The sequence below is a fragment of the Arcticibacter sp. genome (assembly GCF_045629565.1).
Lineage (GTDB): Bacteria > Bacteroidota > Bacteroidia > Sphingobacteriales > Sphingobacteriaceae > Arcticibacter.
Genome location: NZ_JAZQRL010000093.1, coordinates 62,336 through 83,281, shown reverse-complemented (window position 1 = coordinate 83,281; position 20,946 = coordinate 62,336). Strand labels below are relative to the sequence as shown.

Here is a 20,946-nt window from a genome sequence, read left to right as displayed (position 1 = left end):
TATGAGAAAAGAAGCAATCAAAACATCCCTAATTATCTCAACTTACAACTGGGCCGAAGCACTTAATTTGTGTTTATTAAGTGTATCCAGGCTGTCTGTACTTCCCGACGAAGTGATTATTGCCGACGACGGTTCCAGAAGGGATACTTATGAGTTAATCAAACTTCATCAGCAATCTTTCAAAGTTCCCCTAATTCACGTTTGGCATAAAGATGAAGGATTTCAGCTGGCCAAAATCAGAAACAAGGCAATTGCCAAGGCAAAATATCCGTATATCATCCAGGTGGATGGAGATCTTATATTACATAAACATTTTATTAAAGACCACATACAGATCGCCAGGAAAGGCACCTTCGTCACAGGCAGTCGCGTTTTGATGAACGACGAACTCTCAGTCATGATGATGTCCAGCGAAAAAACCACCGCAAACATCTTTACTCCCGGAATCCGCAACCACTTCAATAGCCTTAGAATTAAACCCCTGAGAAACTTTTTAGCAAATCGTTATCACCAAAAAGACATCGATTCCATTCGCGGATGCAATATGGCTTTCTGGAAAAGTGACATCATCAGGGTTAACGGTTATAACGAGGAATTCGAAGGATGGGGCGGAGAAGATCAGGAGATCGCCGTGCGCATGCTTAACGCCGGGATAAAAAAGAGAGTACTAAAAATGGGTGGCGTAGTGCTCCATATCGCACATACTCAATACTGCAGATCCAAACATGCCGAAAATGATCATCGCATGCTGAAAACGCTGAGAGAAGAAATCACCTATTGCCGCCAGGGCATTAGCCAGTACTTGAATAACAACCGCATTCCGAGATTGGGTAATCTAACCTAGAAACGCATTAGTACTAGCTGCGATGAGTTCAGCTAGTACTCTTAAAAGATCCGCTAAAATAACATAAGCAATAACAGCATCGTCACCGTAAGCTTCACAATCTTCCATCTGTTCAGTCGAAAAGGACTTGGATAGGCCTTTTTAAAACCAAAGTCGATCATTCTACACATCGACAGAAATCTCCTTTGCCTCAACAGCGCATAAAAGAAACCAAGCTCTTGCGCATTCTTGTGCAGCATCATTTGCCAAATCAGCGCAGGACTAACTTTTTGCGAAACGGTTATTGATCGGGCCGCATTTGTAATAAGTTCTGCTGCTAGAACGATCCCAAAAAGAGTTAAAACCGTTCCGAAATGAATTCCTCCGATTAGCATAAAAGGGGTTAGGAGCACCAAGCCAAAAAGCGTCTCAATGGTAGTGGAAAAGTCGAGACAACTATACGTTCTAATATGAGGCAGCTGCAGAATAGTTGCGTTACCGTAACCATATCGAAACATTCTTCTAACCTGGCTTTTTCCTTCATTCCACCATGGATGGCAAACGACAGCATCGGGCAAACTAAGGTAACGCTTACCATTATCCTGACTATTCCTTGTCATCAGCTCCACATCTTCACCTCCAAGAGTCAACTCCTCACGAAAACGCCGATCTCCGAGCAAAGACCTGTTAAGCATCAAATTCGCAGTCGGAGCCCAGGCTTGTTCTTTTTTAAACCTGCTCATTTTGAAGAAGCCAACAGCACCATTTAAATCCAGTGCATTGGTAACGTCATTAAACGGTTCCGGAAACTCCGTAACGCCTACAAAACCCAGGCAGTCGGGATGAGCTTTAATTGCCTGGGAGTAAGCACTCAATAAATCCTGTGACGGCACGATATCATCATCCAGAAATAAGATCCATTGACTTTTGCCTTCCTCTATCCCCCTATTACGTGTATAAGAGGGGCCTCTATTAACTTCGTTCACCAAAAGCCTGATACTCCCCTCATCAGCCAAACTTTGTATAGCAGGAGGAACCTTCACCTGCGGGTTGTCACAGATTAAAATATAATTTGCCCTGAAGCCAGCTGGAGAAGGCAAATTTAAAATCTGCATAAGCAAATGCTCCTCCATCCGAAAGGAGGGAATAATAATATCTATTCGCTTCGTAAGATCAGCTGGCATGTGTGGGGGAATTCGAATTTTATTTTACCGTTGTGAGCCAAATATACTTATAACCGTAGAATACTTAATTTTGCGCTTATTCAATGTACTTATGATTACATATCCAACAGGAGGAAGCCGGGAGCAACATTACCCATCTGATCCAGCAAAACCTCTCGTCAGCATTGTCATTGTCACGCTAAACGCAGAAGCCTGTTTACGCACCTGTCTGCTTTCGATTATCAATCAGCAGTATAAAAATATAGAACTTTTAGTCTTTGATGGCTTAAGCGGAGATTCAACCCTTAAGATTATAAAAGAGTATGACACTCACATTAGCTACTGGCAAAGCAGTCCGGATCAGGGCATCTATGACGCCATGAATAAAGCCATACAGAAGGCCTCGGGTGACTGGATCTATTTTATTGGTGCAGACGATAAACTATTAAAAGGGTTTTCCCAAATGTGTATGAGACTAGTAAACCCATACTCCATCTATTACGGGGACATGGCTTATAATGGAAAAGCAACCAGCAGAAAAGAATATACCACATACAGACTTTCGAAAGAAACAATCTGTCACCAAGCTATTCTTTATCCAAAAAAGGCCTTTAAAAAGTACAATTATAATTTAAGATATCCTTTGGCAGCAGATTGGGTACTGAACATACAACTATGGTCTGACAAACAATTCAGTTTTCAGTTCTTCCCATATGTAATTGCAGACTTCTCCCTCGCCGGTGCTTCTTCCAGTGCCATAGACGTAAACTTCTATCTCGACCAAAGCAAACTGATCAAGCGTAATCTGGGATTCACTACATACGTACGTTTTCTGGTAAAAAAGCTCAGAAATAAACTTTCACATAACATCTAATGGAAAAAAAGAGTCAGAGATTTAATTTATACAAGCTTTCCATCGACATCCCCCAGCACTTCAATCCGGCTCATTTTTAACACTTTGCAGATAAGCCGAATAGATGAAGACATATTTCCTCCTACTATCATTCGTAGCATTCAACACACTGAACCTTGCGTTGATCGTACCTTCACTGACGTTCCTTTTCAATACCTCCGGCAGCTCAGAAGTATATGCCAAGCCTGATAGCCTTTGGAACGTGATGGGCAACTTCAACTACTACTCGCAGGACATTAACAGAGCGTATCAACCTACGGAGCCTTTCTGTTTATCTGTGTTGTGATCGCTGTATCGATTCTTCCTGAGTAACGTATTTAAATACCTCTCACAAAGGATCATGGAAAATGATCCATACGCTATCGAACATCCGCAAAGCTGTATTCAATAATGTAGTGGACATGCACCTTGGTTTTTTTAACAACGAAAGAAAAGGACACCAACAATGTTCAGGTTGTGCAGTTTACCGTCAATGGCACGCTCCAGGTGATCTTCGGGAGCCGTTCTAGCTTATTGCATACCTTGTGACTTTGTTTTACATCTCTAAACTGGCATTCTTTTCGATGCTATCTATTCCTATATCAGCAATTTTATTGAGCGTCTTGTAAAACAGTTGCCGGCCCTTCGGGGGGGCAAATCAACCGTGATGGACTTGATTCGCCGTTTTCATCGAACCACAGAGCAAAACCATCAATTTTCGATGACGTCGATATTAAAAAAACAAACGTGGACTTCTTACGCACACGACCTGGCTTTGTCAACCAGAAATCCATCCTCTTTAAGGATTCCATCTTCAATAACATCGCCTTCGGAAAACCAGACGCTACTTCACAAGCCGTGGAAGCCACAGCACGCATTGCTATTCCCACGATTTTATCATGAATACCGAAAATAACTATCAAACCAATATCGGGGATAGAGGGAATAAACTTGTCAGGAGGCCCTAAAAAAATCAATAGCCGACGCTGTTCTGAAGATTTCATCAACCATGTTGCTTGACGAAGCGACCTCAGTTCTTGATACCGAATCTAAAAAGCTGGTACAGGAAGCTCTGAATAACCTTATGGAGAACAACAGAACTACCCTCGTTATCGCGCACCGCCTCACACTATTCAAAATGCTGACCTAGTTCTGGTATTAGATGCGGGACGACTTATAGAGAAGGGCCCCCCGCGGGGTTAATTGCAAAACAACGGTGTCTATAGATGTTCGGTAGAAATGCAGACATTTATGGAATAAAAATGCCGATCGTCTCTACATCAATATCTTAAATTAACTTAAATTCCCTATAATCACTTACCAAGTTGGGCATTCCGGAGAAATATCTTCCGGAATACCAACAGGTAACAACATCGTCAAGCCATCAAGAAGGAAAACATTTTAAAAAAGAGGGCAATCATATTTATGATAAACCTCCTTCCGCCATTGAAATCAGTTCTCGCAAGAGAATCCGCTTATACTTGTTCAGCTGAGAGTCCCCTACCAATCTAATTAGTTGGGGTATGCATAAAACAGTACCCCCTCATTTACCCATCCTTTTGTCCTGTTTAGATAACTTATAAGTTCGATATTTGTGGCTGCAGCTAAGATGTGATCTCTGCCTTTATCGTCGTAGTATTGATAGACCGGAATTGTACCTGAAACTTGGTTTGGATATACATAAAAAACTATCTCGCCTCCGTCATTCCAATAAGACGGATTCTGCAGCGGATGTGTTAGATCTACCAGAATCACATGATCCATAACCTTTGTTGCATAGTACCGATAAGCGGGAATCGATCCGGGAGCTTGATCTTTAAGTGCTCTAAACTTCTCGCCTTGAAATCTCCACCAAGAGTCGCTGTCAAGATATCTCCCAGTCGTAAAGTAGTGATCATTATTTCTTTGATGATAATATTCATAAACATTCAAGAGTTCCCATCCCATTACAAGTTGGTTATTTATGATATACTGAGTAATATAGGCCTCTACGGCATTTCTCTTAGCTGGATCAGAAATAAATTCCCACAAAGGAATAAAGCCATTCTGACCTATTTCAATTAGCGCAACATTGGAATCATTGAGGCCACTTTCCCAGTTGGCGATATTAATGGCAGGTACAGAATTATCGAGATTTATTTCTCCGTTTAAACTGCGGGAGATGTCCCCACCTACAGTACTGTATTGCAGCGTTTGATTAAAGTTCGAAAGGAGCTCTTCATGCTTGTAATTAACATCAACATCTAACGAGAATGTCTTCCACATCCCGTTGACAACAGCACCTGCGATAACAGCGTCTAGTCTCCGAGAACTATTAGTTTCTGATCGGTATTGTACGTCCAGCTTCCCCCCCAACGTGATATCCGCTAACACGTGAGTACCGTACAGTGCCACGAGATCTGCGGGTGTCCTTGTTTCTACATCTTGTATGAATTTGTCGTTCAAATATTGTGATCTTAACAACTCTGTGCTCACCGTAAAGGCAAACTGCTTTCTGCGAATATTCTTAGAAATTTTCGCGTAAGCATGCTTAGAGGTGACTGAATCATTGTTTGTAAATGTACTTTTAACTTCAGCTTTAAAACCTACCCACTTAGCGATACCAGAAACATTCAAATTGTATTTTTGAGTTAAGTTGTTTATAAACTCAGAAGCATTGCTACCGAAGAATTGTTCATAATCCGTACTAGATGATAGGTTTCGCCTAATATTATCGTTATTATCCGCAAATAATCTCTCTGTATTAACAACTTCTGATCGTCCTGAGATCGGATGTGCAAACCTGCCTGTTATATCATATCCACATCCAAGTAGGTCAAACCTCCCATCTCCAGCAAATTTCATTGGCGATAGGCCTTTATTAGTCGCAATCTTATCGACGTCGACTGCCTCTTTGAATTCGTCTTTTTTACAGCTAGACACCATTGTTGTTCCGAAAGCTAGGAGCACGCCTGCTAGTAGCATTTTAATGTTGAAATATTTCATTATGTATTAATAAGTGATTCGCAGAAAACGTCTCTTCAACACTGGATTCTGGCCTTTTTTATAATTAGGGCTATAAGTAACGATAAAAAAGATAAGGCGACGATATTTTCAATAACTTGACGAATGTACAAGTATTTCTCAAATCCTGTAATAAATTGCACGTATTTTCACATAACTAACTAGAATAGACGATCTTCATTTTGATGCCGATCATAACTTAAAACCCTCTTCGAGATGAGATAGCAAACAATAAGATTCATAGACAGGCCGCCGATCCTTTGCGTAGTCAATAATTGTATCGCCTATTTCCGGAGGAGGAAACAGGAATGCCAACATCTCGGTTGGCTCACTTACATCCGTTACCTATACAAAAGAAACAGAGAGCTGCGCAAGCCGGGAAGCACGTTCTTCTAACATTTAAACCCATAGCTACCGGCAATTTTAATACTTTTGCAGATTGATTTATTAGATGAAGACATATTTCCGATTACTATCCTTTGCAAAGCCGATCGAAAAGTTTGCAATTCCCTACGTCATCACCACATTACTTGCTGTATTTTTTAATACGCTGAATCTGGCATTGGTTGTCCCTTTACTTACATTCCTTTTTAACACCACCGGCTCAGCCGAAGTAGTTTCTAAACCCGATAGTATCTGGAAGATGATGGATAACTTTAATTACTATTCGCAGGTAATTAGGGAAGAATATGGAATGTATGGCGCCTTACAATTCATATGTGTAGTGATAGTTGCTTCTGTTTTGTTAAGTAATGTCTTTAAATATATCTCCCAACGCATTATGGAGAACTTAAGAATACATACACTTCTAAACATCAGGAGATCCGTATTCAACAATGTGATGGACATGCACCTGGGTTTTTTTAACAACGAGAGAAAAGGCGACATTTTATCAAAGATCACCAACGATGTTCAGGTGGTGCAGTTTACGGTAACCGGCACACTCCAGGTTGTATTTCGTGAGCCCTTCCAGCTGATAGCTTACCTTGTCACATTGTTTGCCATTTCTTATAAACTCACCTTTGTATCCATTCTGTTCATTCCCATCTCAGCAATTTTCATCGCCAGACTGGTAAAAAGTCTAAAAAATGTAGCCTCTAATTCGCAGTCGTCATTTGGAGTGATGGTAAGCAACCTTGAGGAGGCTCTATCCGGAGTTAAGATTATCAAAGCATTCAATGCTTCTTCATTCATTAAGCAGAAATTCAATGCTGAGAATGAAAACTTTTCAGAGATTGGCCGCCAGATTGCGAAAAAACAACAGCTAGCCTCCCCCATTTCAGAATTCCTTGGAGTCCTCATGGTAGCATTTATCGTATTGTACGGAGGTAGTATTGTACTAAGCGGCGACGCCAGCTTAACAGCTCCTATGTTCATTGGGTATATCGCCATTTTCTCCCAACTAACACGCCCGGCGAAAGCGCTCTCAGATTCTTTTACAGGCGTTAACCTTGGCTTAGCGGCTGGAGAGCGTATTCTTGAACTCATCGATATGAAGCCAGGCATTCAGGATAGCCCGAACGCGAAAGAAGTAACAGGATTTAAGGAAAAGATAGTTCTAGACGATGTCGTATTCGCATATGGTGACAGAACCATCCTCAATCATGTATCACTTGAAATCCCGAGAGGAAAGACCGTTGCCCTTGTTGGCCCTTCAGGCGGTGGAAAATCAACCTTAATGGACCTCATACCTCGATTTATTGAACCCCAAAGCGGGACCATCTATTTCGACGGAGTTGACATCAAGGAGATAAAGATTGACTCTCTTCGTGCGCAGCTCGGCTTCGTTAATCAGGAGTCCATCTTGTTTAATGACACGATTTTTAACAACATCGCTTTCGGCAAGCCTGATTCTACACCTGAGGACGTAGAAGCAGCCGCACGCATCGCGAATGCCCATGACTTCATTATAAATACCGAGGAAGGGTATCAAACGAACATTGGTGATCGTGGGGTGAAGTTATCAGGCGGACAAAAGCAACGCATCAACATTGCCAGAGCAGTTCTGAAGAACCCTCCAATCATGTTATTAGATGAAGCAACCTCAGCACTTGACACAGAGTCGGAAAAGCTTGTACAAGACGCACTGAATAAACTCATGAAGAACCGAACTACCCTTGTCATCGCTCACCGTCTCAGCACCATTCAGGACGCAGATCTCATTCTGGTACTGGATTCAGGGCGAGTAGTAGAGAAAGGAACGCATTTTGAACTAATGGCAAATAATGGAGTGTACCGCCGTCTTGTGGAAATGCAGACGTTTGCTGAATAAACATTATGCGATTGCCTATGCTACCGAATTATCAATAGAATTGATGTCGTTGATATCGTAACCAAATGACTTTATAATCGGGATATAAAATCCTTTGTTTCCCTCATATTCATTTGCATCTCTAAACCAGCCGTGGCAACCGAAGGGCAAAGTATGATTATTTAATTGATAATACATCTCCGGTGATGTGTCTAAGGAAAACAAGCTCGCCTGCTTTACGGACGGGATTGAGAAGAAAGGATTAAATATAGGTAGACAATGGCTAATGAACGTATCCTCGTTATGGTCCCAGTTTTTAACCGAATACCTGAATAAGGAAAGATTTTTTATGAAACTACTAACCTTTCTCAGGGAAAGGCCTCCATTTCCAACATTAGGAACTCTATTCTTTCCTATCGTACGATAGTACTTTCTCGCAAGCCACGGATAGTGGTGGCCGATCCAGATACCTGTATCAAATGGCCATGGAGCGCCCACATAGTCGTAATTCTTATCACACCACTGCTCAAGCTCATCTTTAAAAACAAAGCAATCTGTTTGATAAATCAAAATGAACTTGTCAGAGGAGAAACGTCTGTAAAAGTCAACATTAAGCATCAGTTTATTATACCCACTAATACTTGCAAAAAAGACAGGATCAAATCTCTCGACGTCCAACTCAACACTATATTCAACAGCTATATTTCTATAATCATTGACGTCAAATACCTTTGAACAGATGAGGGTAATGGGATAGCCTTTTAACACTCTCAAACATTGCCGAAAAGAAATACATTCCAAATGGTTCGGCGATTTGTAAACGGGAATAACAACCCTTACTTGATCTTTAAAATGCATATTCAACAAATGTATTACCTTTGAACATGATATCGATCATCATATCGACCGTAAATGAGAATCATTTAAATGCAGTAAGCAAGAACATAGAAGCTACAGTTGGTGTCCCATACGAAATCATAACTATTAGTAATCATGCTGGCTTGCGAGGACTATGTGAAGCGTACAATTTGGGTGTTTCACAGTCCAAATTCGATATCCTTTGCTTCATGCATGAGGATATCGAATTGAAGACATTCGACTGGGGGAAAAATGTAATTAAGCACTTCAGCGACGATAAAGCATTAGGATTGCTCGGCGTCGTTGGTAGCACCTACAAATCCAGTATCTTCTCAGGTTGGGCTCCGTATGGTAGTCGAAAAAGAGTGGACTATGCAAATCTACTGCAGGCATATAAGTTCAAGAAAGCACCCACCAATCACTATTATCATAATCCAGAAAACAAGACTCTAAAAGAAGTTGCAGTCCTTGATGGCGTTTTTTTATGTTCAAGAAAACAGATAATCAAAAAACACCCGTTTGATCAAGAAACTTTCAAACGATTTCATTGCTATGATATAGATATTAGCTTAAATATCGGAAGATACTACAAGGTTGCAGTAACTTACGACGTCTTGTTGGAGCACCTTTCTGAAGGCCGCTTCGAGAGAGAGTGGGCAGACGCCACTATGGCTCTCCATAAAAAGTGGAGAAATGAACTCCCTGTTAACAAAGCCGGATTTTCGAAGAGTGATATCATATATTCTGAGAAAAACTCCTTTCGCAATCTTCTTCCACAGCTGATTGAACAAGGATACTCTCTCAAACAATTATTAATAATTCTTGATCTTTCAAAGCTTTGGGAACTCAGTCGTTTCGTATATATAAAACTATATATAACGGCCATCAAAAAGTTTGTCTTTAACAGATAAAATAGACGTTAACGGCGCCCGCCCAGGTATATAACTTCTATGTAATCTACTGTTAGAGTAAGAGACCTGCCTAATTTCAGTGAAAGCAAATGAATATGTAGCGTCTAAAAGATTACTATCGTACTTATATAAGTCGTGCCTCCAAAGGCATATTATTATTATTATTATTATTATCAAAATGGTATTCGTCAAGAAAGGTCCGATCGAAAAACTCTATCTTAAATTATCGAACTATAACGCCTATCGTCAATACAAACAGGAGCTTAGAAGCTATGAATTAAAAAATCAAAAGAAAAACAATAGCAGAAGACCTGTTAAAAATATTCATGTTGTAAAAAGTTTAAAAGAAAAGGCGGAGCTGCGAGTACTTCATAGTGGACATGCAGGTGACATCATTTATGCATTACCAACATTAAAGAAGATTGCGGAACTTAAGACAGCACGTATCAATGTATATCTAAAAGTAGGTCAAGCGGCCGCTCTACCATCTCATTATCATACTCATCCTCAAGGCATGTTTCTTTTAAACGACAACATGGCTAATAATCTCATTCCGCTTATCCAAGATCAACCATATATACAACATTGTAGTGTATATAATAATGAAGAAATTGATATTGATTTAGACGCTTTTAGAGACGGAATTTTCAATGTAAGCTCCGGGAGTATTCCAAAGTGGTACGGATATGTAACAGGGGTAAATCCAGACCTATGGAAAAAATGGATTTTCGTTGAGCAAGATAACGTCGCAAAAGATTCCATTATTATTTCCAGAAGTGCGAGGTATCTCAACCAAAATATAGATTTCTCTTTTTTAGACAAATACGATCGTATCAAGTTCATTGGTTTGCAAAGTGAATATGATACGATCTCTAAAGCAATTAAGAAGGTTGAATGGATACAAATCAAAGATTTTGCTGAAATGGCAAGCATCATCTGCGGATGTAGGCTATTTATAGGAAATCAGTCACTTCCATATGCACTCGCAGAAGCCTTGAAGGTGCCTAGAATTTTAGAAGTATTTCCGGATGCTCCAAATGTTGTCCCTGAAGGACCAAATGGATACGATTATTATCTACAGGAACATTTAGAGCTTCTTGTTGATAGGTTGTATAGTTGATTTATACCAAATGCATAAAAATAAAGTTGCCATAACCATCCCATTTTACAAGGAGACACTTTCCGATTTTGAAGAGATTTCATTGAAGCGCTGTTTCGAGGTTTTAGGAAAGTACCCTATAATAATATTCAAACCTGCTTCGTTAGATCTATCGTGGCTCGTCTCAAAGAATTCACACATAAGGCTTCTGAATTTCCATGACTCCTATTTTAGTGATATTCAAGGGTACAATAGATTGATGTTATCGGAGCACTTCTACCATCAATTTCTAGAGTTTGAATACATTTTAATTTATCAACTTGATGCCTTCGTATTCAAAGATGAGCTTATGTATTGGTGCTCGAAGAACTTTGATTATATTGGTGCTCCCTGGCTAACCGACTATAAGTATCCGGACATTTTTAAAAGAATGAAAGAACACATATTGCAGATTATTCATATCTACTTCAACATAAAAGAAAAGAGCAATAGTCTTTATCCAAGTCTAAGACAGTTCCGTAATTCGGTAGGAAATGGCGGATTTTCATTGAGACGAGTAAAGAAGTTTTACGACGTTTGTAAGAATCAAAAAGAATTGATTGACTACTATAATCAAAACGATCATCACTTCTTTAATGAAGATGTTTTCTTCAGTCTTGAAATCAATCGAAAGATCAAACATCTCAGAATTCCAAACTATAAATTAGCTGCAAAATTTGCTGTTGAAACCTTTCCCCAAGTCGGATTACAAATAAACAACCATGATCTCCCGTTTGGTTGTCATGATTGGGATAGATTTTCAGACTTCTGGAGACCCCATTTTAAACGAGCTGGATATCACATTTAAGGACTTAAATGTACACAATCTATTTAAGATCTTGATGTAACTGAGATATCTCCCGGTAGCAAAAAACATTTATAGCCATGTCATATGTGTCACAAATCAGTTCATCATCAACGAACGGTCGTTGCCGGGTACCTGACTCTTTGATATAATAGTGAAAGCCTTCCGACTGTGCTAAGTGAAGCAATTCATGCAGAGTTTGCTTCTTAGCAATGTCATTATGATATTCAAAAAAAATGTGTTTAGCAAGTCTAAGGCTGCCCAAACAAGACTTCAACACCCTGTCTTCCGCACCCTCTATATCTATCTTAAGGAAGTCGACATCTTCTGTAAGAAAATCCATCAATCGCACTGCTTCTACAGACCTCGACTCTTGATTTGCATATACATTAAGAACCCTGCCGCCCATTCCTCCATCTGTATAGAACGTTAATACTTCATCTCTCTCCCAAACGGCCTTGTTAAACAGTTTAACATTTCTCAAATTGAAAGATCTTACGTTCTCATCAAGCAATCTAAAAATATCAGGATCTGGCTCAAACGCTAAAATATTATGATGGCTATAATTAACCGCGAAATACAATACACTTAATCCTATATTTGCTCCACAATCGAGTATGGTTCTCGCATCCCCGGACTGGTTGAATCGGTATATTTCCCTCTCAAAGATCTCTTTATATGTTACAACAAAGCTCAACCCGTCATGAAACTTGAAGGGGATTCCCAAGATGTTTGTTTGACCTGCCGAAAAACGTGGCAATGACGCTATTCGCTCAAGTTCATCACGAGTAACGCATTTCAAACCATCGCCGGCACATAAGGCTTTCCTTTTAGCTCTATCTAAACCTATTATTTTTTTATATAAAGAGTGGAAGTGGAAATTTTTCAAACTATCATTCCTCCATTTGTTTTAGTATGTTAGTCAACTTTTCCGTATCAATAGTCAGATTGCATCCGTTTCCCTCTAATACAAGGTCATCGTCATCAGGCGAACCAAATAAGTAAAAGTAGTTAAGGTTTAGTGCATCAGCCAAATGCCAGTAACATTGATTATGATAAATTCGATCTCTCCTAAATTCCAATACATTGCTACCTTCCAGCATAAAAACAATATTTGTCAGCCCCGCTCCATGTATCGAAACAATTGATTTCGCAGAGGCCGTTATTCTAATTTGTTCCATCAGGCTCATGTCTTCATATCGGATAACCTCATAACCGTAACTTTTAACAACCTCTTGCACCTCATCTTCATTTAATACCTTCCGATAACCTGCCCCCTCCCGAGATATATAAAGCTTACGAAAAGGTTCAGCTCGCTTTATTCCCGAGCCATGAATAATATCTTCAGAAATCTTCTTCAATATCCTGTCATTAACATAACCTGACTTACAGGTTTGGGTAACTATTGACAGGTTCTCAACACGCAGAAGTTCGTCATCGTCGATAAACTCAATACCTTTTGGACGTAACCCTAATAAGTCTAATGTTTCTGTTGCAACACTCTTAATATAAGGAAAATTTCCCGGAAGCAACAAGTAGTAATCCTTAAGAAGATCTTTTACACTATAGATGCGGGGAAGGGTATCACAGAACCAGTGATAATGTGTATGCCCCCACTCGTCGAACGCAAGCAAATACTTATGGTCATGATTAACAGTCCTCTTGCTCTTGAAAAGCACCTTCTTTAGGTAATGCTTGATATTGAACTGACCGGCATAATAGGCAGGACTAAGCAACGACTTTTCATTTATTCTAAAATACCCGTCATAAACAAATCCTCTATGGTTCACGAAACAGTTCCTACATTCAACTAAACTTACGTCTAGAGTATCGTAGGAAAACTCAGAACTACAGAAATCCAATTCGCCTTCTGTATAATTCTTCGGAGGGTTTCTCTGCACCAGATAAGATTCAAGAAGTGCCTTGTTTGATTTCATCTAAAGTTAAATTCATTGTTTGCTACGGATACTGCTTCTAGTAAGATCAAGCATACTGAGCCCTTTCCTCCTTGCCTATCCTTTTAATCTACGGACATAAAACAGATGCTCTTGCAAACATAGCGATACATTAGCTTTATACATAATCTTCCAAAAAAGACCCAGAAATGCCGTATGGATAAAGCAGATTCATGAACGATTTAACAAGTAGGAGTTAGCAGTCTAACTGTACAACAAACCAGCCCTGCACATGTCATTACTTTAGAATCATGAACCTATCGCTTAGCCTTGTGTAAGGCTAAAACTTGCAGTACCTTTGTCACATGCTTTTTCAAGAGTTGATCCACAAGATCAGAAGAAATAAGGTATTTTACTATGCGAAGCACTATCTTCTGCTAGCAGTTCCTCCGACTTTATTTAGAAGAACCCTTTCCCGTAAAATGGCGAGCCTTCGCGAATTTGATAAGACATCTATCATTAAGCGAGTAAACTACTACAATAAGCTGAATACGTTCAGCGAGGCCAGTGACTTAGACACCTTTCTGAAGGACATCCCGTCTATCAAAACCAACAGTGCATACCGCGTTGACACACTAGAATACAGCCGGTATTTCAGCCCTAACTTCAAAGCGAACTTCCTTTTTGGTGATGTAACCACGGTTGCAGACGTACCATCCATACAAAAAAGCAGGCCGATCAACGGAGACAACACCAATGCCGTGATATTGAAGCTTGATAAAAAACGTCACTTCTTTTTCTTAAAGGATCACAAAAAGTTCTCAGAAAAAAAAGACATGCTAATTGGCAGAGCCTACATCAGCCAGCCTCACAGAATGAAGTTCATGGAGATGTACTTCGATAATCCATTGTGCGACCTGGGCCAGGTGAATACAAACTTAGGAAACCTCAAGTGGCTCAAACCGAGAATTTCTATTGCAGCCCACCTGGACTATAAATTCATTCTCAGCCTGGAAGGAAATGACGTAGCGACAAACTTAAAATGGATCATGTCATCCAATTCAATTGCCGTCATGCCTAAACCAAAATACGAGACCTGGTTTATGGAAGGAACCCTGATCCCCGACTTTCATTACATTCAGATTAAGGATGATTATACGGATCTTGAGGAAAGGTTACAGCATTACATTGACCATCCGGGAGAGGCCCAGAATATCATAAACAACGCTCAACAATATATAAAGCAGTTCCTGAACCCCGAACAGGAAGACTTGATATCTCTGCTTGTCTTGCAAAAATATTTCTACTACACGTCGCAGACGAACGACAATCCATTAGACTAGCTAACTCTCAGAGCTTTCAGCTATAAAGTTTAAATAGTTAATACGCAAAAAAGGCGGCCTTTAGGGCCGCCTGTATAGTTATCATGAAGACAATCAATTGTCGTCACTTAAAGAACGTTGTAAGACCTTACAACTTCCTCTTTACCTCAACATTTTCGTATGCCTCAACAATATCACCTTCTTTAATATCATTAAAGTTGTGAATGTTCAGACCACACTCGTAGCCCTTAGTAACTTCCTTCACGTCATCTTTATAACGTTTCAATGAAGCCAGCTCACCAGTGTAAACAACCACACCGTCTCTTACGATACGAACCTTGCTGTTACGGGTGATCTTTCCATCAAGAACCATACATCCTGCGATAGTACCCACTTTGCTGATCTTGAATGTCTCACGAATCTCAACGTTCGCAACGATCTTCTCTTCAAACTCAGGAGCAAGCATACCTTCCATCGCTGCTTTCACTTCGTTGATCGCATCGTAGATGATTGAATACAGACGGATGTCTATCGCTTCCTGCTCAGCCAGCTTACGCGCACTTGCAGAAGGTCGAACCTGGAAACCGATGATGATCGCATCAGAAGCAGAAGCCAGCAATACGTCTGATTCTGAAATCTGACCTACTGATTTATGAATGATGTTCACCTGGATCTGCTCAGTCGACAGCTTCAATAATGAGTCAGATAATGCCTCAATAGAACCATCCACGTCACCCTTAACGATGATGTTAAGTTCCTTGAAGTTTCCGATAGCCAAACGACGGCCGATCTCATCCAGTGTAATATGTTTCTGTGTACGAAGACCCTGCTCACGCTGTAACTGCAAACGTTTGTTTGCGATGTCACGTGCTTCACTTTCAGTCTCCATTGCGTTGAACTTGTCACCCGCAGTAGGAGCGCCCGACATACCCAACACCTGAACCGGCGTTGACGGACCTACTTCAGTTACACGCTGTCCGCGTTCGTTGGTCAATGCTTTTACACGACCGCTATAACTTCCTGCAAGGATTGGATCACCGATCTTCAGCGTACCCGCCTGGATCAATACCGTAGTGACAATACCACGTCCCTTATCAAGTGCTGCCTCGATAACCGTACCTGTAGCACGTTTATTCGGATTTGCTTTCAGATCAAGTAATTCAGCTTCCAGCAATACCTTCTCCAGAAGAAGATCCACGTTCATACCCGTCTTACCGGATATTTCCTGGCTCTGGTATTTACCACCCCAGTCTTCAACCAGAATGTTCATCTGAGAAAGCTGCTCACGGATTCTGTCAGTATTAGCCCCCGGCTTATCTACCTTACTAAAGGCAAATACAATCGGAACACCTGCTGCCTGAGCGTGGTTGATCGCCTCGCGAGTCTGAGGCATCACGCTGTCGTCAGCTGCGATCACAATGATCGCGATATCTGTGATCTGAGCACCACGGGCACGCATCGCCGTAAAGGCCTCGTGACCGGGAGTATCCAGGAATGTTACCTTACGACCGTCTTCGAGGCTCACTGCATATGCACCAATGTGCTGCGTAATACCCCCTGCTTCACCACCTAGTACGTTCGTTTTACGCACAAAGTCAAGCAATGATGTTTTACCGTGGTCAACGTGACCCATAACGGTAACGATCGGAGCACGAGGAACCAAGTCAGCCGGATCATCTTCAATCTCCAGACTTGCCTCTTCATCCTCAGGTTTTATAAATTCAACGTTATATCCGAATTCATCAGCAACGATAGTCAGCGTTTCCGCATCCAGACGTTGGTTGATCGACACGAACATCCCCAAGCTCATACAAGTGGAAATAATCTGTGTCACCTGCACATCCATCATGCTGGCTAACTCATTCGCCGTAACGAACTCGGTAACCTTAAGCACCTTAGACTGTGCTTCTTTCTCCATTGCTGCCTCTTCAGCTGATTGCGCAACATCGTCACGTTTCTGACGGCGGAATTTAGCCCGCTGAGCAAATTTGCCCGACTTACCTGCACCACTTAAGCGGGCAAGCGTTGCTTTGATCTGATCCTGGATTTCTTTCTCTGTTGGCTCCTCCTTAGGACCCGATGAAGCTCCATGATTTCTGGAACCACCTCTGAAGTCTGGCCTTGCACCTCCCTGGTTCCGGGCACCGCCACGAAAATCGGGTCTCGGTCCGGTATGTGGAGCTGGAGCTGGACTTGCAGCACGTGGCTGACCAGTTCCCTGCTGTCCCTGCCCAGGCTGACCCGGAGCATCTTTGCGCTTTCTTTTACGCTTATGATCATTGCTGGCTGCACTTGACGACGACGCTACAGGTTGATCCTTGCGGCGCGGCGGCTGTTGGGCAGACAAATCGATTTTACCGATAACATTTGGTCCGGTAAGTCGTTGCGCCCTGGCGCGTATGACTTCATTTTCCGGGGCATCTTCTGCCTTGGGACGTTGCTCAACAGACGGAGCAGCTGGAGTTTCCATATTCTGACTAGCAGAAGCAGCTGGTTTTGCGGCTTCTATATTTTCTTCTTTAACCGGAGCAACGCTCTCTGGAGCTGCTGCCGTTTCTGCCTGCTTTTCAACAGGTGCAGGAGTAGTGACCGCAGCGGGTTCAGCTTTCGCTTCTTCCACCGGTGCAACTTCAGCAGCCTTTGGCTCTTCCTTCACTACCGGAGTTTCAACCACAGGACTTACTTCCTTAACTTCTTCCTTCGGCTCTGGCTTAGGACCTTCCTGTTGCGGCGCTACAGGTTCAGGCACATCCTGCTTAGGCTCTGGCTTGATTTCTTCAGGCGCTTTCGCTTCCTGCTTAGGTCTGCGGTTTAGCGCATCAAGATCAATCTTACCAACCACCTTTACACCCGAAACAGGCTTTTCTTCCTTCGGTGCTTCCGGAGCTGGTTTTTCTGCCGGAGCCTCTTTTGGCTTCTCAGCAGCTGGCGTATGCCCAAACGATGATCCTGTGTTCTTTATAAGAATCTCTTCCTGTTCGAATTCCTTTTCTCTACGAGGTTCCTGTCTTTCGGGAGCCGGAGATGCAGCGTCATCACGACGTATCTTCCCTATTACAATTTGCCTTGCTTCCTCCCGGACAATCTTGTCGCCCTGATACTCCTGCAATAAAGCACCATACATTTCTTCTGAAAGCTTTGTATTGGGCTTTGCATCAACCTTAAAGCCTTTTTTGCTCAAAGATTCGACCGCAGTTGACAAACCAATATTAAGCTCCTTTGCAGCTTTTAGTAAATTTATACTTTTACCTTCTGACATTTAAAAAAATTACCTCACTAAAAATTTTAACAAAAATACGACATTTATCCCGTATTTAATAGAAGGAACCCGAATTCAGTCTTATCTTATTCAAATTCCGCTCTTAATATACTTAACACTTCTTTTACTGTGCTATCTTCCAAATCAGTACGCTTAACCAGCTCTTCAACACTCAATTCAAGTACTGATTTTGCTGTATCAAGTCCCACTCTTTTGAACTCATCAATAATCCAGCCATCTATTTCATCTGAGAATTCTTCCAGATCCACATCCTCGTCATCAGCGTCAGCTTCACGATACACATCAATCTCATAACCAGTAAGTTTACCGGCTAATTTGATATTGTGCCCGCCACGTCCGATTGCCAGAGAAACCTGGTCAGGTTTCAGATATACAGCCGCACGTTTATCCGCTTCGTCTAACTTGATCGTAGTGATCTTAGCCGGACTTAATGCACGCTGAATGTATAATGACGCATTATTAGTGAAGTTAATCACATCAATGTTTTCATTTTTCAACTCTCTTACAATACCATGTATACGGGATCCCTTCATACCTACGCAGGCACCAACCGGATCGATACGATCGTCGTAAGATTCAACAGCAACTTTTGCTCTTTCTCCTGGCTCGCGAACAATCTTCTTGATGGTGATCAGACCGTCGAAGATTTCAGGAACTTCCAGTTCAAACAAACGCTGAAGGAACTCAGGAGCAGTACGGGAAATGATGATCTTTGGATTGGTATTCATCATATCCACCTTCAACACTACAGCTCTTACTGTATCACCTTTCTTATAATAATCCGCAGGGATCTGCTCTGTTTTAGGAAGCAATAACTCATTCCCTTCGTCATCCAGCACAAGGGTCTCTTTCTTCCATACCTGATAAACCTCACCGGTTACAATCTCGCCAACGCGGTCTTTGTACTTACGGAAGATCTCATCCTTTTCCAACTCAAGCACTTTCGAAACCAGCGTTTGTCTGGCAGCGAGAATAGCCCGGCGACCAAACGTCTCCAGCTGAATTTGCTCGATAAAGTCGTCTCCAACCTCCAGATCAGGATCGATCTTATGTGCGTCAGCCAACTCAATTTCCAGGTCGTCATCTTCTGAAAAACCGTCTTCCATCACGGTACGGGTTCTCCAGATTTCAAGGTCACCGTTATCGGGATTCACAATCACGTCACAGTTCTCATCTGTTCCGTACTTTTTACGGATCATACTCCTGAACACTTCTTCCAACACACTGATGACGGTAGGACGGTCAATGTTCTTAAATTCTTTAAATTCCTGAAAAGAATCAATTAAATTGATATTGCTCATTTCTACTTAAATGAAATTAAAACCTTTGTTTCTGTTATCTGGTCAAAGGGAATGAGGTTCTGTTCCAAAACCGCCTTCTTTCCTTTTTCCTTTATGCTTTCTTCTATTAAAATCCCTTCTTCCTGCACTTCAAGAAGCTTACCTTCTCTTTTATTTGGCACATCTGCAAGTTTGACCGACAAACTGCGACCAACATTTTTCTGATACTGTCTCCTTGTACTAAGCGGATAATCCAAACCTGGAGATGATACTTCAAGATGGTAAGCCTGCTCAATTACATTTTCCTCTTCCAGGTGAAACCCTACAGTTCTGCTTATCGCTGCACAATCTGCTATTCCGATGCCGTTATCTCCGTCCATCAGAATAACCAACCTGCCGTTCGGGTGCATCTTTATATCCACTATAAAGAGTTCCGGGCGGTCGGCTATTTTTTCTTCAACTAATTCTCGTACCCTTTGCTCTACATTCATAACTACCGGTAAAAGAAAAGAGGGGACGTACTGCCCCCTCTTTCGATTTATGCAAATATAGTAATATTTATAGATTTTGCAAATAGGAATGTTACAAATGCTTTATTACTAATGAGTTTTGAACCTGACCCAATACGGATCTGGTATCGTGAGGGCATGAACCAGAAGGATACTTAGCCTGTACTCCTCCCGGACTCCGTTTGGGCAGGCAGGGACTAGCTTCAAAACAGCGCCGTATCAGACTCGGACTTTGTTCGCATTTTCTCGAAGCTGGTACGAAGCTGGTACGTAGTTGGTACGTAGTTGATAGGGCGTTGATAGAAGGATGATAGAAGGATGGGGTGGCTCTCTTTTGTTCAGCGTGCGATCAGTACAAACCCAGAAATCCTCTTCGTTCCATCCATGACTGAAGTATGATGGTAGCCGCCACCGTATCGACCAAAGCCTTGTTTTGCCGGTCAACTTTCTTTAATCCGCTCTGGGATATAGCCGCTGAGGCCATTTTAGATGTGAAGCGTTCATCGATCTTCTCAACTGGAATCCCCGGGAAGGCCTTCTTCAGAATGGTGATAAAGCCTTTTACATGAGGCGCAGACTGCGAAGCCGTACCGTCCATTTGCCGGGGCTCGCCTACAATGAAGAGTTCTACCTGCTCGGTCTGCATGTAGTTTTTCAGAAACTCGACGACATCCTTGGGATGAACGGTAGTTAATCCGGTTGCTATGATCTGCAATGGATCAGTCACGGCAATTCCTATTCTCTTGGTACCGTAATCAAATGCTATAACTCTGGCCATTGCGCAAAGCTATTCATATTCTCATATTTGCTATCTAT

The 20,946-nt window shown here is 41.6% G+C and carries 19 protein-coding genes; 9 read left to right on the top strand and 10 right to left on the bottom strand.

Translation table 11 applies throughout. From position 1 onward, the window contains the following. Position 1 precedes the first annotated feature (1 nt). On the top strand, positions 2 to 844 hold the full coding sequence (locus ACKI5J_RS11655; RefSeq protein WP_407429647.1) for a glycosyltransferase family 2 protein: 843 nt from the start codon (positions 2 to 4) through the stop codon (positions 842 to 844). A gap of 53 nt (positions 845 to 897) precedes the next feature. Here the strand turns inward: ACKI5J_RS11655 and ACKI5J_RS11650 are convergent, their stop codons facing one another. Next, positions 898 to 2,007 carry a glycosyltransferase gene (locus ACKI5J_RS11650; protein WP_407429646.1) on the bottom strand — a complete coding sequence of 370 codons (1,110 nt, stop codon included), beginning with the start codon at positions 2,005 to 2,007 and terminating at the stop codon, positions 898 to 900. A 91-nt stretch (positions 2,008 to 2,098) separates the two neighbouring features. Here ACKI5J_RS11650 and ACKI5J_RS11645 point away from each other — a divergent pair, with 91 nt between their 5' ends. Together ACKI5J_RS11645 and ACKI5J_RS11640 are read left to right on the top strand one after the other, a co-directional pair. After that, complete coding sequence (locus ACKI5J_RS11645; protein ID WP_407429645.1) at positions 2,099 to 2,860, top strand: glycosyltransferase family 2 protein; 762 nt, start codon at positions 2,099 to 2,101, stop codon at positions 2,858 to 2,860. A 103-nt stretch (positions 2,861 to 2,963) separates the two neighbouring features. After that, a complete protein-coding gene (locus ACKI5J_RS11640) occupies positions 2,964 to 3,185 on the top strand; it encodes a hypothetical protein (RefSeq protein WP_407429644.1) in 222 nt (73 codons plus the stop codon). Between the two features lie 304 nt (positions 3,186 to 3,489). Here ACKI5J_RS11640 and ACKI5J_RS11635 read toward each other — a convergent pair whose 3' ends face one another. Continuing rightward, positions 3,490 to 3,882, bottom strand: coding sequence for a hypothetical protein (locus ACKI5J_RS11635; RefSeq protein WP_407429643.1), 393 nt, complete (start codon positions 3,880 to 3,882; stop codon positions 3,490 to 3,492). Between the two features lie 5 nt (positions 3,883 to 3,887). Between ACKI5J_RS11635 and ACKI5J_RS11630 the strand changes: the two genes are divergently transcribed. Beyond that, entirely contained in the window at positions 3,888 to 4,028 is a 141-nt protein-coding gene (locus ACKI5J_RS11630; protein ID WP_407429642.1) for a hypothetical protein, read from the top strand. 362 nt (positions 4,029 to 4,390) lie between these two features. Here ACKI5J_RS11630 and ACKI5J_RS11625 read toward each other — a convergent pair whose 3' ends face one another. Continuing rightward, positions 4,391 to 5,863 carry an MAC/perforin domain-containing protein gene (locus tag ACKI5J_RS11625; RefSeq protein WP_407429641.1) on the bottom strand — a complete coding sequence of 491 codons (1,473 nt, stop codon included), beginning with the start codon at positions 5,861 to 5,863 and terminating at the stop codon, positions 4,391 to 4,393. Between the two features lie 469 nt (positions 5,864 to 6,332). Here ACKI5J_RS11625 and ACKI5J_RS11620 point away from each other — a divergent pair, with 469 nt between their 5' ends. Then, on the top strand, positions 6,333 to 8,153 hold the full coding sequence (locus tag ACKI5J_RS11620) for an ABC transporter ATP-binding protein (protein WP_407429640.1): 1,821 nt from the start codon (positions 6,333 to 6,335) through the stop codon (positions 8,151 to 8,153). A gap of 15 nt (positions 8,154 to 8,168) precedes the next feature. Here ACKI5J_RS11620 and ACKI5J_RS11615 read toward each other — a convergent pair whose 3' ends face one another. Further along, complete coding sequence (locus tag ACKI5J_RS11615; RefSeq protein ID WP_407429656.1) at positions 8,169 to 8,900, bottom strand: DUF5672 family protein; 732 nt, start codon at positions 8,898 to 8,900, stop codon at positions 8,169 to 8,171. A 116-nt stretch (positions 8,901 to 9,016) separates the two neighbouring features. Here ACKI5J_RS11615 and ACKI5J_RS11610 point away from each other — a divergent pair, with 116 nt between their 5' ends. From ACKI5J_RS11610 to ACKI5J_RS11600, 3 genes are all read left to right on the top strand, one after another. Beyond that, positions 9,017 to 9,901 (top strand): glycosyltransferase, encoded by an 885-nt coding sequence (locus ACKI5J_RS11610; protein WP_407429639.1) that lies wholly within the window; start codon positions 9,017 to 9,019, stop codon positions 9,899 to 9,901. Between the two features lie 178 nt (positions 9,902 to 10,079). Next, on the top strand, positions 10,080 to 11,021 hold the full coding sequence (locus ACKI5J_RS11605; RefSeq protein ID WP_407429638.1) for a hypothetical protein: 942 nt from the start codon (positions 10,080 to 10,082) through the stop codon (positions 11,019 to 11,021). Positions 11,022 to 11,031: 10 nt separating this feature from the next. Continuing rightward, positions 11,032 to 11,847, top strand: coding sequence for a DUF5672 family protein (locus ACKI5J_RS11600; protein WP_407429637.1), 816 nt, complete (start codon positions 11,032 to 11,034; stop codon positions 11,845 to 11,847). A gap of 19 nt (positions 11,848 to 11,866) precedes the next feature. On the opposite strand, the gene ACKI5J_RS11595 is transcribed toward ACKI5J_RS11600, so the two are convergent. Both ACKI5J_RS11595 and ACKI5J_RS11590 read right to left on the bottom strand, forming a co-directional pair. Next, the gene (locus tag ACKI5J_RS11595) at positions 11,867 to 12,646 is read right to left on the bottom strand and encodes an FkbM family methyltransferase (protein WP_407429636.1); all 780 of its coding nucleotides are present in this window, start codon (positions 12,644 to 12,646) and stop codon (positions 11,867 to 11,869) included. A gap of 91 nt (positions 12,647 to 12,737) precedes the next feature. Then, entirely contained in the window at positions 12,738 to 13,781 is a 1,044-nt protein-coding gene (locus ACKI5J_RS11590; protein ID WP_407429635.1) for a glycosyltransferase family 61 protein, read from the bottom strand. Between the two features lie 323 nt (positions 13,782 to 14,104). Between ACKI5J_RS11590 and ACKI5J_RS11585 the strand changes: the two genes are divergently transcribed. Continuing rightward, a complete protein-coding gene (locus ACKI5J_RS11585; protein ID WP_407429634.1) occupies positions 14,105 to 15,082 on the top strand; it encodes a glycosyl transferase family 90 in 978 nt (325 codons plus the stop codon). 127 nt (positions 15,083 to 15,209) lie between these two features. Here the strand turns inward: ACKI5J_RS11585 and infB are convergent, their stop codons facing one another. The 4 genes from infB to ruvX all read right to left on the bottom strand — a co-directional run bounded on the left by infB (position 15,210) and on the right by ruvX (position 20,908). After that, positions 15,210 to 18,320 carry a translation initiation factor IF-2 gene (gene infB / locus ACKI5J_RS11580; protein ID WP_407429633.1) on the bottom strand — a complete coding sequence of 1,037 codons (3,111 nt, stop codon included), beginning with the start codon at positions 18,318 to 18,320 and terminating at the stop codon, positions 15,210 to 15,212. A gap of 86 nt (positions 18,321 to 18,406) precedes the next feature. Continuing rightward, a complete protein-coding gene (gene nusA, locus ACKI5J_RS11575) occupies positions 18,407 to 19,642 on the bottom strand; it encodes a transcription termination factor NusA (protein WP_407429632.1) in 1,236 nt (411 codons plus the stop codon). A 2-nt stretch (positions 19,643 to 19,644) separates the two neighbouring features. Next, complete coding sequence (gene rimP / locus ACKI5J_RS11570; RefSeq protein WP_407429631.1) at positions 19,645 to 20,112, bottom strand: ribosome assembly cofactor RimP; 468 nt, start codon at positions 20,110 to 20,112, stop codon at positions 19,645 to 19,647. A 367-nt stretch (positions 20,113 to 20,479) separates the two neighbouring features. Further along, on the bottom strand, positions 20,480 to 20,908 hold the full coding sequence (ruvX, locus tag ACKI5J_RS11565; protein WP_407429630.1) for a Holliday junction resolvase RuvX: 429 nt from the start codon (positions 20,906 to 20,908) through the stop codon (positions 20,480 to 20,482). Positions 20,909 to 20,946: the final 38 nt, after the last annotated feature.

What these genes read in the sequence shown, in the direction of transcription:
- ACKI5J_RS11655 (WP_407429647.1), top strand. Translation starts at nt 2, where the DNA reads ATGAGAAAAGAAGCAATCAAAACATCCCTAATTATCTCAACTTACAAC.
- ACKI5J_RS11650 (WP_407429646.1), bottom strand. Translation starts at nt 2,007, where the DNA reads ATGCCAGCTGATCTTACGAAGCGAATAGATATTATTATTCCCTCCTTT.
- ACKI5J_RS11645 (WP_407429645.1), top strand. Translation starts at nt 2,099, where the DNA reads ATGATTACATATCCAACAGGAGGAAGCCGGGAGCAACATTACCCATCT.
- ACKI5J_RS11640 (WP_407429644.1), top strand. Translation starts at nt 2,964, where the DNA reads ATGAAGACATATTTCCTCCTACTATCATTCGTAGCATTCAACACACTG.
- ACKI5J_RS11635 (WP_407429643.1), bottom strand. Translation starts at nt 3,882, where the DNA reads ATGAAATCTTCAGAACAGCGTCGGCTATTGATTTTTTTAGGGCCTCCT.
- ACKI5J_RS11630 (WP_407429642.1), top strand. Translation starts at nt 3,888, where the DNA reads ATGTTGCTTGACGAAGCGACCTCAGTTCTTGATACCGAATCTAAAAAG.
- ACKI5J_RS11625 (WP_407429641.1), bottom strand. Translation starts at nt 5,863, where the DNA reads ATGAAATATTTCAACATTAAAATGCTACTAGCAGGCGTGCTCCTAGCT.
- ACKI5J_RS11620 (WP_407429640.1), top strand. Translation starts at nt 6,333, where the DNA reads ATGAAGACATATTTCCGATTACTATCCTTTGCAAAGCCGATCGAAAAG.
- ACKI5J_RS11610 (WP_407429639.1), top strand. Translation starts at nt 9,017, where the DNA reads ATGATATCGATCATCATATCGACCGTAAATGAGAATCATTTAAATGCA.
- ACKI5J_RS11605 (WP_407429638.1), top strand. Translation starts at nt 10,080, where the DNA reads ATGGTATTCGTCAAGAAAGGTCCGATCGAAAAACTCTATCTTAAATTA.
- ACKI5J_RS11600 (WP_407429637.1), top strand. Translation starts at nt 11,032, where the DNA reads ATGCATAAAAATAAAGTTGCCATAACCATCCCATTTTACAAGGAGACA.
- ACKI5J_RS11590 (WP_407429635.1), bottom strand. Translation starts at nt 13,781, where the DNA reads ATGAAATCAAACAAGGCACTTCTTGAATCTTATCTGGTGCAGAGAAAC.
- ACKI5J_RS11585 (WP_407429634.1), top strand. Translation starts at nt 14,105, where the DNA reads ATGCTTTTTCAAGAGTTGATCCACAAGATCAGAAGAAATAAGGTATTT.
- infB (WP_407429633.1), bottom strand. Translation starts at nt 18,320, where the DNA reads ATGTCAGAAGGTAAAAGTATAAATTTACTAAAAGCTGCAAAGGAGCTT.
- nusA (WP_407429632.1), bottom strand. Translation starts at nt 19,642, where the DNA reads ATGAGCAATATCAATTTAATTGATTCTTTTCAGGAATTTAAAGAATTT.
- rimP (WP_407429631.1), bottom strand. Translation starts at nt 20,112, where the DNA reads ATGAATGTAGAGCAAAGGGTACGAGAATTAGTTGAAGAAAAAATAGCC.
- ruvX (WP_407429630.1), bottom strand. Translation starts at nt 20,908, where the DNA reads ATGGCCAGAGTTATAGCATTTGATTACGGTACCAAGAGAATAGGAATT.